The organism is Pseudomonas sp. Z5-35 (assembly GCF_051131945.1).
GTDB lineage: Bacteria > Pseudomonadota > Gammaproteobacteria > Pseudomonadales > Pseudomonadaceae > Aquipseudomonas > Aquipseudomonas marvdashtae.
In genome coordinates, this window is record NZ_CP071640.1 from 1,516,523 (window position 1) to 1,529,462 (window position 12,940).

Annotated in this window: 13 protein-coding genes and 1 tRNA gene; 8 read left to right on the forward strand and 6 right to left on the reverse strand. The window is 59.1% G+C overall.

All coding sequences use genetic code 11. The annotated features are described in order from the left end of the window. Positions 1-62: 62 nt before the first annotated feature. A complete protein-coding gene (locus tag J3P95_RS07095) occupies positions 63-389 on the reverse strand; it encodes an Arc family DNA-binding protein (protein ID WP_010226671.1) in 327 nt (108 codons plus the stop codon). 529 nt (positions 390-918) lie between these two features. Between J3P95_RS07095 and J3P95_RS07100 the strand changes: the two genes are divergently transcribed. From J3P95_RS07100 to J3P95_RS07120, 5 genes are all read left to right on the forward strand, one after another. Next, positions 919-995, forward strand: a tRNA-Arg gene (locus tag J3P95_RS07100). Between the two features lie 218 nt (positions 996-1,213). Further along, on the forward strand, positions 1,214-2,821 hold the full coding sequence (locus tag J3P95_RS07105; RefSeq protein ID WP_434578117.1) for a response regulator: 1,608 nt from the start codon (positions 1,214-1,216) through the stop codon (positions 2,819-2,821). After that, positions 2,814-3,506 (forward strand): sensor histidine kinase, encoded by a 693-nt coding sequence (locus J3P95_RS07110; RefSeq protein ID WP_434561794.1) that lies wholly within the window; start codon positions 2,814-2,816, stop codon positions 3,504-3,506. The genes J3P95_RS07105 and J3P95_RS07110 overlap by 8 nt, the downstream gene beginning before the upstream one ends. Before the next feature lie 244 nt (positions 3,507-3,750). Beyond that, complete coding sequence (locus J3P95_RS07115; protein WP_434563742.1) at positions 3,751-4,992, forward strand: glutamine synthetase family protein; 1,242 nt, start codon at positions 3,751-3,753, stop codon at positions 4,990-4,992. A 70-nt stretch (positions 4,993-5,062) separates the two neighbouring features. Then, positions 5,063-6,430, forward strand: a complete 1,368-nt coding sequence (locus J3P95_RS07120; protein ID WP_434561796.1) for an MFS transporter — start codon at positions 5,063-5,065, stop codon at positions 6,428-6,430. A 64-nt stretch (positions 6,431-6,494) separates the two neighbouring features. Here J3P95_RS07120 and J3P95_RS07125 read toward each other — a convergent pair whose 3' ends face one another. From J3P95_RS07125 to flgA, 4 genes are all read right to left on the reverse strand, one after another. Beyond that, positions 6,495-7,241 carry a flagellar brake protein gene (locus tag J3P95_RS07125; protein WP_434561798.1) on the reverse strand — a complete coding sequence of 249 codons (747 nt, stop codon included), beginning with the start codon at positions 7,239-7,241 and terminating at the stop codon, positions 6,495-6,497. A 92-nt stretch (positions 7,242-7,333) separates the two neighbouring features. Then, positions 7,334-7,801, reverse strand: a complete 468-nt coding sequence (locus J3P95_RS07130; RefSeq protein WP_434561800.1) for a flagella synthesis protein FlgN — start codon at positions 7,799-7,801, stop codon at positions 7,334-7,336. A gap of 48 nt (positions 7,802-7,849) precedes the next feature. Further along, a complete protein-coding gene (gene flgM / locus J3P95_RS07135; protein ID WP_434561802.1) occupies positions 7,850-8,161 on the reverse strand; it encodes a flagellar biosynthesis anti-sigma factor FlgM in 312 nt (103 codons plus the stop codon). Between the two features lie 161 nt (positions 8,162-8,322). Beyond that, the gene (gene flgA, locus J3P95_RS07140) at positions 8,323-9,087 is read right to left on the reverse strand and encodes a flagellar basal body P-ring formation chaperone FlgA (protein ID WP_434561804.1); all 765 of its coding nucleotides are present in this window, start codon (positions 9,085-9,087) and stop codon (positions 8,323-8,325) included. Between the two features lie 78 nt (positions 9,088-9,165). Between flgA and J3P95_RS07145 the strand changes: the two genes are divergently transcribed. Together J3P95_RS07145 and cheR are read left to right on the forward strand one after the other, a co-directional pair. After that, positions 9,166-10,092, forward strand: coding sequence for a chemotaxis protein CheV (locus J3P95_RS07145; RefSeq protein WP_434578113.1), 927 nt, complete (start codon positions 9,166-9,168; stop codon positions 10,090-10,092). A 55-nt stretch (positions 10,093-10,147) separates the two neighbouring features. Then, positions 10,148-10,975, forward strand: coding sequence for a protein-glutamate O-methyltransferase CheR (gene cheR / locus J3P95_RS07150; RefSeq protein ID WP_434578112.1), 828 nt, complete (start codon positions 10,148-10,150; stop codon positions 10,973-10,975). 23 nt (positions 10,976-10,998) lie between these two features. Here cheR and J3P95_RS07155 read toward each other — a convergent pair whose 3' ends face one another. Next, complete coding sequence (locus J3P95_RS07155; protein ID WP_434578110.1) at positions 10,999-12,111, reverse strand: enoyl-CoA hydratase/isomerase family protein; 1,113 nt, start codon at positions 12,109-12,111, stop codon at positions 10,999-11,001. Between the two features lie 131 nt (positions 12,112-12,242). Between J3P95_RS07155 and ung the strand changes: the two genes are divergently transcribed. Further along, positions 12,243-12,935 carry a uracil-DNA glycosylase gene (gene ung, locus J3P95_RS07160; protein ID WP_434561812.1) on the forward strand — a complete coding sequence of 231 codons (693 nt, stop codon included), beginning with the start codon at positions 12,243-12,245 and terminating at the stop codon, positions 12,933-12,935. Positions 12,936-12,940 lie beyond the last annotated feature (5 nt).

The window sequence follows — 12,940 nt, forward strand, 5'->3', positions numbered from 1 at the left end:
GAGGCCGAATTCCGGGCCAAAAAAAGCCAGCACGAGGCTGGCTTTTACTGTCAAGGATGCGATCAGGACGCGTCTGCGGCCATTTCGGCGTCGTGAGCGATCAGCGAAACGAGGGCGTTTTGCTGGCGATGGGAAAGTTGCCGGAAGCGTTGCAGCAACTCGCGCTCATGCAGTGACAGCTCCGGGCTGTCCAGGCGCATGCTCAGCTCTTCACCCAAGGCACCTTCCTGAATCAGGCTTTGCTCTAGGCGTGCGATGATTTCAGAGTTCATGCTGCGGTGATGATTACGAGCCACCTCGGCAATGCGTTCCCGCATTCCGTCTGGCAGACGTACGACGAACTTGTCAGCCGTACGGCTGGAATAAATTGCCTGTTTCATTGGGCGCATATTTATTTAACCGGTTAGTTCAGGGGAGCGGTTCTCGGGATTGGCCGCAGGATGTCGATAGGACAAGTCCTACAGCCAAATGTTCAACCTGAATTGTTAAGAGGCCCGCATCATGCCTCAAAATTGCCAGATCATTGGCGCCAATTCTGTGACAAATTCTGATCCGCGTAAAGGCGTTATGCCAGTACCCTTCGTCAAAAAATGCGGACTGGTTTGAAAAAACACACAGGTTCCGCATTTGTGACCACTGCATCGTGTCGTTGTGCCATACCGTTGGGCGGATAACCGGTACGGAGCGAAACCCTCTGACGTCTTCGTTATGCATAGGATAGTGGCAAATGGCCGATTTACTAGGCCGCGCCGCCGTGAGGCGGATGAATGGCGGCTGGATTCTCAGCGGGCTCGGTCGCTGCGGCTACTGAGCCGTACCATTTGCCTACACTTAAAGACATGGACGACATGACAAACGCAGGGCTGGCCGTTAACATGCACGCCGTCCAACGCACCGCGTTTCTCGCGGTCGACCTGTGTCTCAGTAGCTCAATTGGATAGAGCATCCCCCTCCTAAGGGGAAGGTTGGCAGTTCGAACCTGCCCTGGGACACCATCTTTCTTTGCCTCTCCCTGCAAGTCTCTCTCGATCTCCTTAACGGAACGCCAACCGCTGCCGATAACCCGATGAGTCCCCTTTCCTGACGTCCCGAGGTTCAGGATTGACTCGCGATGTGCGCTGCGAGTGTCTATCCTCTGCGCGCGTCGCCGGCTGCGGGGCGGCGTTTCGTTGTTATGCCATTGGTTATTTTCTTACTTGCCTGGACATCCTCGATGCTCGCGTACCACCAAAAAAGTTTTCTGATCGTCGATGATTTCTCGGATTTCCGCAGTTCCGTCCGGTCCATGTTGCGTGAGCTGGGCGTCAAGGACGTGGACACCGCCGACACTGGTGAAGTGGCGCTGCGCATGTGCTCGCAGAAGCGCTATGACTTCATCTTGCAGGATTATCACCTGGGCGACGGGCGCAAGAATGGCCAGCAAGTGCTGGAAGACCTGATGGTCGAAAAGCTCATCAGCCATGAAAGCGTGTTCCTCATGGTGACTGCCGAGAGCAGCCAGGCGATGGTGCTCAGTGCCTTGGAGCACGAGCCCGATGCGTATCTGACCAAACCATTTAACCGTTCCGGCCTGGCCCAGCGCCTGGAGCGTCTGGAGCAGCGCAAGACGCTGCTCAAACCGATCCTGCAGGCCCTTGATCGTGGCAAGCCGATGGAAGTGCTCAACGCCTGCATCGCGCTGTGCAAGCAGGATCCGCGCTACGGACCGTTGTGCCTGCGTTATCGAGCCGATGCGTTGCGGGACTTGAATCAGAACGAAGCGCTGGAGCGCCTATACAACACCATTCTTGCGGACCGCCCATTGCCATGGGCGTACGCGGGGCTGGGAAAGTTGTTGTTCAAGCGCGGCCAGGTCCTTCAGGCCAAGGACGTTTATGAGAAGGCTCTGAAAGTATTCCCGATGATGCCGGCCTTATATGACGGCATGGCTGAAGTGCTGGTGGCGGAAGGCGATACGAAACAGGCGCAACACGTACTGGAAGAGGCGGTTCGCTTGTCGCCGCTGGCGGTGCGCCGGCAATCGTTGCTGGGCAAGCTGGCAATGACCAATGAAGACTACGAGACCGCATCGAAAGCCTATCGCCAGGCGGTCGGGCAGGGTGCGCAGTCGCGCTTCAAGGATCCGGAAAGCAATCTCGGCCTGGCCCACGCGTTGATCAGCAAGGGGAGCGAGAAAGGCCTGGACACGCGTACCCGGCTGGAAATCAACACGACGCTCAGCGCCGTGGCGAAGGAAAATCCCAGCGATCCGGGGTTACAGGTTCGGGCGCGCTTGATGAAGGCCACGAGTCTGCTGCTCAACGATGCCGAAACCGCCGAAAAGCTGACCGAGCAGGCCTTGCAGCGCCTCGACGGCATGGAACAGTTCATGAGCGCCGAAGCCGCTTTGCTGGTTGCCAAGCAGTTGCAGATGCTTGGGCAGACCAGCGCCGGCGAGTCGATGCTCAAGAACTGCGCAGAAATCTATGGCGATGACCCAGCCGTGATGCAAGGTATCGCCAAGCTCACCGATGACCCCAATATTCTCAATCAGGGCAATGCCGCCGCCGAACTGAACCGTGAGGGCGTGCGCGTCTACAAGACCGGCGCGTTGCCTGAGGCGCGAGAGCTGTTCCGTCGGGCGCTGAAGATGCAACCGAAGAACATCAGTATTGCCCTGAACCTGGCGCAGTCGCTGTTGCACGGCACCGATACCAGCGTGGAATCGGTGCTGCTGCAGGAATGCCGCGCCTGCCTGAAACTGGTGGGCATGATGCCCGACACCGATGCGCGTCATGCGCGTTATCAGAAACTGCGAAGCAAGGCATTTGGCGATGAATGACAGCGAACAGGCGCTCGATTTTTCCACGGTGATCGCGTCTACCGTGCACGACATGAAAAACTCCCTGACCTTGCTCATGCAGGCTCATACGCAATGGCTCGAGCGTTTGCCGGAACCTGATCGGCAGACGTCGGAGCAGGGCGTGATGGAGTTCGAATTCGCCCATCTCAACGGCCTGCTGGTGCAATTGCTCGGGTTATACAAGCTTGGGGTCAACCAGTTGCCATTGCATCCGGCTTACCACGAGCTGGATGACTTCATCGAAGCACAACTGGCCGGCCACCAGGAGGTGTTCCGCAGTCGCGGGATCATGGCCACCTACGAGGTCGACCCGCTGAGCCCACTGGGTTTCTTCGATCGCGAGCTGATTGCTTCGGTGCTCGATAACATGATCAACAATGCCATTCGCCACGCTCGCCAAGCGCTGTTGATCAGTGTGAGCGATGAGGCTGGGCAGTTGGTATTGACCATCAATGATGACGGCGAAGGTTACCCGCCCGAAATGATCGAGCGTCAGGCCGAGTACGTGCAGGGTATCAACCACAGCAGCGGCAGCACCGGGTTGGGCCTGTACTTCGCCGCGAGGATTGCCGGGCTGCATCAGCGTGGTGGCTTGAGCGGGCGCACCGAGATTGCCAATGGCGGTGTGCTGGGTGGCGGGGTGTTCAGGCTTTACCTGCCTTGAGCCCGTTGCGCCAATAGCCGGTGATGCACATCGTCTTCCTGGCGCCGGTGTTTATTGTTTCCAGGCGCTTGATATTCCGAACAGCTGGAGCCTATTTTGTACGGGTTGCCGTTCGCGGCCCGCACATAACAAGGATTGCGTCATGACGACCGATGGCCAGCGTTCACTCGCGCAGCGACTGACGGGCATTGATGAGATTGAATGTGTCACGCCGGATCTCAATGGCGTGCCCAGGGGCAAGGTAATGACCGCCGAGGGCTTTTTGGAGGGCCGGCGGTTGCAGATGGCGCGTGGTGTTCTGCTGCAATGCATCATGGGCGGTTATCCGCCGTCGCGTTTTTACGGTAGCGACGATGGCGACCTGGCGCTGGTCGCTGATCCAAAGCAGGTACATCGCTTGCCGTGGAGCCAGTCGCCGCGTGCCTTGGCTATTTGCGACGCCGATGAGCTGACCGGCGAAAGCTCGCGACTCTCCACGCGTGGCCAGCTCAAAGCGGTGATCGCCCGGTATGCAGCCCGCGGCTTGGCGCCGGTGGTAGCTACCGAGTTGGAATTTTTCGTGTTCGCACCCAACGCGGACCCTACCCAGCCATTCCTGCCGCCGGTGGGGCTCGATGGTCGCCGCGAAGACGGCCAGTCTGCGTTCAGCGTGAGTTCCAACAACGGTTTGCGCCCGTTTTTCAACGAAGTCTACGCATGCATGGCGGCGTTGGGTTTGCCGCGCGATACGTTCATGCATGAAATGGGCGTGAGCCAGTTCGAGATCAATCTGCTCCACGGCGATCCGTTGTTGCTCGCCGACCAGACGTTCCTGTTCAAGCACCTGCTCAAGGAAGTCGCCCTCAAGCACGGCCTGGCCGTGGTCTGCATGGCCAAGCCCCTGGCCCATACGCCAGGCAGCTCGATGCACATCCACCAGAGCGTGGTTGAGCTGGGCAGCGGTCGTAATGTGTTCAGCGACGAGGCGGGCGAGCCGACGGCGGCTTTCCGGCATTTCATTGGTGGGCAGCAGGCCGGCATGGCGGATTTCACCGCGCTGTTCGCACCGAACGTGAACTCCTACCATCGGCTGTGTCATCCGTTCGCCTCGCCAAACAATGCGTGCTGGTCCCATGACAATCGTTGCGCCGGGTTGCGCATTCCCGCCAGTGCGCCGCAGGCCCGACGGGTCGAGAACCGCTTGCCGGGCGCCGACGCCAACCCTTACCTGGCGATCGCCGCGAGCTTGGCGGCGGGCCTCCATGGCATCGAAAACCAACTTGAGCCGAGCGCTGTGATCCAGGGCGAATTCGAGGTGCCGGATAATTTGTCCCTGCCGTGTACCTTGCACGCGGCCCTTGAGCGTCTCAAGCGTAGCCAGTTGGCGAAGGAACTGTTCGGTGCCGAGTTCATCGAAGGTTACATCGCTTCGAAGACCCTGGAACTGACCAGTTTTTTTGACGAAATCACTCCCTGGGAGCGACGTGTCCTAGCGGCCCAGGCATAACGAACCACCGCATTAGGGCTATCTTCAAGAGATAGCCCTCACTCACCTCAAGGAGCCGCTCGGAACGCCGATGCGCCAAATCTGGAAACCTTTTCGAGCGCTTTATTTTTCCTCGCTGATGATGCTCATCGGCTCGGGCCTCCTGAGTACTTACCTGGCCTTGCGCCTGGCCGCCGACCACGTCGACAGCCTGTGGGTCGGTGCGCTGATGGCCGCCAACTATTTCGGCCTGGTGCTGGGAGGCAAGATCGGTCACCGACTGATTGCCCGCGTCGGGCATATTCGCGCCTATTCGGCCTGCGCCGGAATCGTTGGCGCGGCGGTATTGGGCCACGGCCTGATCAATTGGCTGCCGGCCTGGATCGTGCTGCGGATGATTGTTGGCCTGGGCATGATGTGCCAGTACATGGTCATCGAGAGTTGGCTCAACGAGCAGGCAGAGGCCAAGCAGCGCGGGGTGGTGTTCAGCGGCTACATGATCGCCTCGTACCTGGGGCTGGTGCTGGGGCAATTGATTCTGGTCATGCACCCGGCCCTTGGGTTGGAGCTGCTGATGCTGGTGGCGTTGTGTTTCGCCCTGTGCCTGGTGCCGGTGGCGCTGACCCAGCGGATTCACCCGGCGCCCTTGCATCCGGCGCCGATGGAGCCGCGTTTCTTTATCAAGCGCGTGCCGCAATCGTTGACCACGGTGCTGGGCTCGGGGCTGATTGTCGGCTCCTTCTACGGCCTGGCGCCGCTGTACGCTTCTCAGCAGGGCTTGAGCACAGAACAGGTCGGCCTGTTCATGGGTAGCTGCATTTTTGCCGGGCTGCTGGTGCAGTGGCCGTTGGGCTGGCTATCGGATCGTTACGACAGGGCGCTGTTGATCCGCTGCTTCGCGCTGATCCTGGTGGTGTGCGCGCTGCCGTTGGCCATCCTGCCGAAGGTGCCGCTGGAAGTGTTGTTCGTGGCGGGGTTCTTCTGTTCCCTGGTGCAGTTTTGCCTGTATCCATTAGCGGTGGCCTTCTCCAACGACCATGTCGAAGGGGACCGTCGGGTCTCGCTGACGGCCATGTTGCTGGTGACCTACGGCGTTGGCGCCAGTATTGGCCCGCTGGTGGCCGGGGTGCTGATGAAGTTGTATGGCAGCCAGATGCTCTACGGCTTTTTCGTCTTGTTTGCGTTGATCCTGGTGTGGCGGATCCGGCCGAAAGCGGTCACCAATCTGCATCAGGTCGATGATGCGCCACTGCACCATGTGGCCATGCCGGACAACATGACCAGCTCACCCTTGGTAGCGTGCCTCGATCCGCGGGTCGACGAGCAGGTTGTGCAGGAACAGATGCAGACGTCGCCTAATCCGGACGTCGAGCCCGAGCCCGAGCCGGAATTGGAGCCGGTCATCGAAGGGGCCGACGATGAACCTCCACCCTCCGATTTCACTCGGGCAAGGCCTTGAGCCAGGCATAAAAAAACGGGCAATCCCTCGTAAGGATTGCCCGTTTTTTCATGCCCGCGAAAAATTAGTAATCGTCTTTATCGAACTGGCGGGCTTCACGCTGCAATTGATACACGAAACGCTCGACCTGACGCTGCACCAAGCCGCTGATATTGTGAAAGCGAACACCGGCAAAGGTGGTATTGATCCGCTCTTCAAAATGCAGATAGCGCAGTTCCACCGGCGCGGTCATGCTGCCGAAAGGCAAGGCGGCGATAAAACGCTCGTAGACTTGGCCCAGTTGCAGTCGTTCGGTGATGTCGCCATCGAAGCGTAGCTTGCAGCCGGTTGCGGAGAGATCCAGCAACTTGCCGTTCACCGGGGACTTCAGCTTGTCGCCCCCCAACTCCACGTTCACCAGCTGCGCCAGTTTCAGGGCGGCGCGGAAGGCATTGCGACGTTGGTGATAAACCACTTCATCAGGCAGGGCGCCGCGGTAGCAGCGTCCGTCTTTCGACTCCTGGATGGTCAGCGCACCGTTGCCTTCCCACGCGATGCGCACGCCATCATGGAAACCCTCGACTCGAAACGGCTCGCCCGCCAGCAGGAAACGCTCGCCGTCACGGGGGATCATTTCATCCAGGGCCAGGGTATTGCGCTCGCGGTCGACATCCACCAGATAGCTCTGGAAGCGCTGGCTGCGCTCATGGAAGGTGATGATCAACGGGTCATGGCTATCTTGCAGCATCCGCAGGTTGCCGGAGATTTCCAGAGGGGTGTTGAGGACCTTCGGTGGCTGCGGAGCATCATCCGCGTTTGAGGCATTGAACACGGTGGGTCAATCTCCAGGCAAAATACGACTACAAAGAGCCAGCATTTTGCCAGCATGTAGCGCGCGTTGATAGTGCGCAGGCATCGTTCCCTTCACGCCTGGCTGAGCGGGCGGTGCTTGACCAGTTTAGCGGTCGAACCGCGAGCGTCATAAAGCGTAGGGATTTCACCACCATTGAGGATGCGCAACTGGTTGGCCGTAGCGGCCTGCTGCATCTGGATGGATTGGCCGATTCGAGCGTTGGCGGCCTGGCACTGGCTGAGCAAGTCAGTGAGCGCTGCGCTCTGGGATAACAGCTGATCGCCGATTGATGATTGAGTCGCCAGCTGCTCAAGGCCGCTATTGTCGGCGGGCAGGTTGAGGCTGGCGAGAATCTCGCTGCGCTTGCGGCCATGCTGATCGAGCAAAATGATCAATGCCTGTTTCTGCGCCAGAATATTTTCCAGCAGGGGCATGTCGCGACCGTGCAGTGCCAGGGATTCGGTCTGCAGCAGTTCCAGCAATTGTTGCGCTGGAGCGAAGTCGTCGTTGATCAGTTGCAATAAATGAGTGTCGTGCATGGCTGGCCTTGGGTCTTGAGCGTCCAAAAGCCTGGCGCAGGCGGCGGCCTAGCGCTGGGCTTCGAAGTTGAGCAGTTTGCTGGCTACACGGTTGCTGTCGACTTGGTAGCTGCCATCGGCAATTGCTGCTTTCAACTGCGCCACGCGGGCGTTGTCGACGACAGGTTGATCGCGCAGCTTATCAGTGACCTTTTGCAACTGCTGAGCCTCATTGCTGAGGTGTACCGACTCCCCGTTGCTGACAGTAGCTTTTTCGGCTGGCTTGGATTTGTCGACTTCGACGGTTTCCTTGCTGGCGCTGGTACGTGTGGTGCCTGTCGTGGGCGAAGAGCTGTTTAGACGGTTGAAATCGATGACCATGGTAAAAAACCTCTGGGTATTTGGACGCTTGCCATGTTTTCGGCCATTCCCAAATAAACTTTAGGCTCATTTATCAAATGAACGTGCGCACGTCTGCGCTTGCCTTTGCGTAAGGCACAGTCTAGGGAACACCGAGGTCAAGCGCCAGCCTGTCACCCTCCTTACATAGCCACTTCCACCTGGCCCGGCGCGATCACTTGCGCCTTGATGACCCGTTGGGAGTTGAGGTTTTTCACACGAATCTGTTCACGCATGCCGCCATTGGACAGGGCTTCGCCGGGCATCCGCACGGCCAGGGTGCCGCTGCGCGCGGTGATCACGACCTGATCGCCCTTGCGGACCACTTCGGCTTGTTCCAGATGCACGAGGGTAACGACCTGATCAGTGACCATTGGTCGGACAAGCTTCTGCCCGATGGCCTGATCGACGGAGGTCAGGAAACCCTGGGTAATCTGGCTGACATCACGCTCACGCAGCACCACATCCTGAGGCTCGACAATCCCGGCGCGCTTGAGCGGGCGAGTAGTGGTGACAATCTCGCGAAACAGGCGCACTTGAGCGGGCACGAACACCGTCCAGGGCGCGGCGCTGTCACAACGAACCTTCACTGTGACGCGGCCCAGGGGCCTGGCCGGACTCTCCAGCGAGGCAGTCAATTCCTTGTCGCACATCGGCATCCGCAGGCGCGGGTCGAGCTGGTTGACTTCGATCTCGTAACGCCCTTCGGTTTGACTGGTTGCCAGATAGTCTTCTACGGTGAACTCAAGAAAGCCCTGAGTGACGCCGATAAGGAGATCAGGCAAGGTGACCGCAGCAGCACCAAGGGCAGGACCGCCCGAAGCGAGCAGGCAGGCAGCCAGCAACGCACCGAGCCAGTGGCGGCAGAGAGTGGTCAGGCGTCGAGAAAATGTCGTTTGTGCGTTCATGCCGGTTCAATAGCAAGCCCCGTGCCGTTTAGTGATGAATGCGCGTCGGACACATTAGCGTTAGGTAGGAGTCAGGGCATGGCGGGAGTGATGGATTCGGTAAACCAGCGCACACAGCTGGTCGGTCAGAATCGCCTGGAGCTGTTGTTGTTCCGTCTCGATGGCCAACAACTGTATGGGATCAACGTATTCAAGGTCCGCGAAGTGCTGCAATGCCCTAAGCTGACGTTGATGCCGAAGTCCAGTCCCGTCGTGTGCGGTGTGGCGAATATCCGGGGAGCGACCATCCCGATTCTCGACCTGGCAATGGCAACCGGTTCCGGCCGGCTGCTGGACCAGAGCAACCCATTCGTGATCATCACCGAGTACAACACCAAGACCCAAGGGTTCCTGGTGCGATCGGTGGAGCGCATCGTCAACATGAACTGGGAGGAGATCCACCCGCCACCCAAGGGCACTGGCCGCGACCACTACCTGACGGCGGTGACGCGAGTCGACAACCAACTGGTGGAAATCATCGACGTGGAGAAGATCCTCGCCGAAGTGGCGCCGACCCCAGAGGCGATCTCTGTCGGTGTGGTGGACGAAGAGACCCAGCACAAGGCGATTTCGCTGCGTGTGCTGACCGTCGACGATTCATCGGTGGCACGCAAGCAGGTCACCCGTTGTCTACAAACGATCGGCGTCGAAGTGGTCGCCCTGAACGACGGACGGCAAGCGCTGGATTACCTGCGCAAGCTGGTCGAAGAGGGCAAGAAACCGGAAGAAGAATTCCTGATGATGATCTCCGACATCGAGATGCCGGAGATGGACGGATACACGCTGACATCGGAAATTCGCAGCGACCCGCGTATGCAAAAGCTGCACATCATCTTGCATACTTCATTGTCCGGGGTGTTCAACCAGGCGATGGTCAAGAAGGTCGGTGCCGATGATTTCCTGGCCAAGTTCCGACCCGATGACCTGGCTTCCCGGGTGGTCGAACGCATCAAGTCAGCAGGTTAAAAGGTCGGGCGCGTTGTGCGCCCGGCAAGTCAATACAGAGAAAAGAGGCGGTATCTTGTCTACGGGTAATTTGGATTTCGAACAGTTCCGGGTCTTCCTGGAAAAAGCCTGTGGCATCTTGCTTGGTGAAAACAAGCAATACCTGGTGTCTAGCCGTCTCAATAAATTGATGGAACAGCAGGGCATCAAATCATTGGGCGAACTGGTCCAGCGTATCCAGACCCAGCCACGCAGCGGTTTGCGCGAAATGGTAGTGGACGCCATGACCACCAACGAAACCCTGTGGTTTCGTGACACCTATCCCTTCGAAGTATTGAAGAACAGGGTTTTGCCGGCGGCCATCAAGGCCAGCCCGGGCCAACGCCTGCGCATCTGGTCGGCGGCCTGTTCGTCGGGGCAGGAACCTTATTCGCTGTCGATGTCCATCGACGAGTTCGAGCGGACCAACATCGGCCAGTTGAAGATGGGCGTACAAATCGTCGCCACCGATCTGTCGGCGACCATGCTCAACAACTGCAAGACCGGCGAGTACGACAGCCTGGCCATTGGCCGTGGTCTGTCGCCTGATCGCCTGCAACGTTACTTCGATCCGAAAGGGCCGGGCAGATGGGTGGTCAAGGCGCCCATCAAGAGCCGCGTGGAGTTCCGCTCGTTCAACCTGCTGGACAGCTACGCCAGCCTGGGCAAGTTCGACATCGTGTTCTGCCGCAACGTGTTGATCTATTTCTCCGCCGAAGTGAAGAAGGACATCCTGCTGCGTATCCACAGCACCCTGAAGCCGGGCGGCTATCTGTTCCTTGGCGCGTCCGAGGCATTGAACGGCTTGCCGGATCATTACCAGATGGTTCAGTGCAGCCCTGGAATCATCTATCAGGCGAAGTGATGGGTGTGCGGCGGGTCGGCCGTTTACTCGTTGGATAAATCCGCCAACGGATGCCGCCCCTCCCATGCCTTGTGGAAATGCGCCTCGACTGCGGCTTCGGGCACATGGTTGATGTCAGGCCAGTGCCAGCGGGGCTTGTGATCCTTGTCGATCAACCGCGCCCGTACGCCTTCGCTGAATTCCGGATGGCGGCAGCAGTTCAGGCTCAGGGTGTATTCCATGCGGAACACTCCGGCCAATGACAAATGGCGCGCGCGGCTGATCTGCTCCCAGACCAGGTGCGCCGTCAGCGGCGAGCCTTCGGTCATGGTCTTGGCCGCCCGGGCGATCAGCGGGTCCGGATGGTCCAGCAGCAAGCTGAGGGCTTTCCAGGCGCAGCGCACATCACTGACATCCAGCCATTCGTCGACTTTCTGCCGGCGCGGCAACCATTGCGCGTCCGGTAACTGACCAACGGCTTCCTGCTCCAACGCCTTGAGCAGGCTGTTGAGCTGCATCTGGGTTTGCTCCTGCCAGTTGAGCTGCAGAAGACCCTCGATCAAATCGTCCTGTTGCTCATCGAGCAGGAAGCGGTCGGCCAGGCCCAGGTCAATGGCGTCTCGGGCGTTCATGTGGGCGCCAGTCAGGCCGAGGAACAGGCCAAGCTTGCCCGGCAGGCGCGACAGGAACCAGCTGGCGCCAACATCTGGATACAGGCCGATGCTGATTTCCGGCATTGCCAGGCGACTGCTTGGCGTGACGATCCGCGTACTGGCGCCTTGCAGCAGACCCATGCCGCCGCCAAGCACATAGCCATGGCCCCAGCACAACAAGGGCTTGGGGTAGGTATGCAGATTGAAATCCAGCCGGTATTCCGCCGCGAAAAATTGCGCAGCCAGTGTCGGCACTTCGCCGGGTTGGGCGCGGCAGGCTTCCACCAGGCTACGGACTTCGCCGCCGGCGCAGAAGGCCTTGGCGCCGTTGCCGCGCAACAATACACAGACAATCTGCGGCTCTCTGGCCCAAGCGTCGAGGCGATCGCGCAAGGCGTTGATCATGGGCAGGGACAGGGCGTTCAAGAATTTTTCGGCGTCCAGGGTGGCGATGCCCAGGCGCGCTCCGTTGATGCCGGTGAGTTCTTCGAAGTGCAGATTCATCGTGACCTCGATCAGAAAATTGAATGATCAGTATGACTGCTGTGTGGGAAAGTGCCGGATCAGCGTCAGATCAATTGACAAGCTCTGTAGGCTTTCCTAGGGTGCGCCCATTGTTTTTTTCGAGTGCAACCATGACTGCCGACGATCGTATCAAACTCGAACCGAGCTGGAAGCAGGCACTGCGTGCCGAGTTCGACCAGCCCTACATGGCCGAGTTGCGCGAGTTCCTGCGCGGGGAATATGCGGCGGGTAAGGAGATTTATCCACCGGCCCCGCTGATCTTCAATGCGCTCAACTCCACGCCGCTGGACGAGGTCAAAGTGGTGATACTGGGCCAGGATCCGTATCACGGTCCGGGCCAAGCCCACGGCCTGTGCTTTTCAGTACAGCCGGGCGTGCCGACACCGCCGTCGCTGGTGAACATCTACAAGGAATTGAAGCGCGACCTGAACATCGACATTCCCAACCATGGCTATTTGCAGCATTGGGCTGACCAAGGCGTATTGCTGCTCAACACTACCCTGACCGTGGAGCGCGCCAACGCCAATGCCCACGCCAAAAAAGGCTGGCAGCACTTTACCGATAAGGTCATCGAAGTGGTCAGCGAGCATCAGCCTCACTCGGTGTTCCTGCTGTGGGGCGCTCATGCGCAGAGCAAGCAGAAGCTGATCGATGCAACCAAGCACCTGATATTGACCTCGGTCCACCCGTCACCGCTGTCGGCCCATCGCGGCTTCATCGGCTGCGGGCATTTCAGCCGGACCAACAAGTTTCTTGAACACAATGGTGAGAAGCCGATCGACTGGCGATTGCCGCCGGTCTAGTGGCA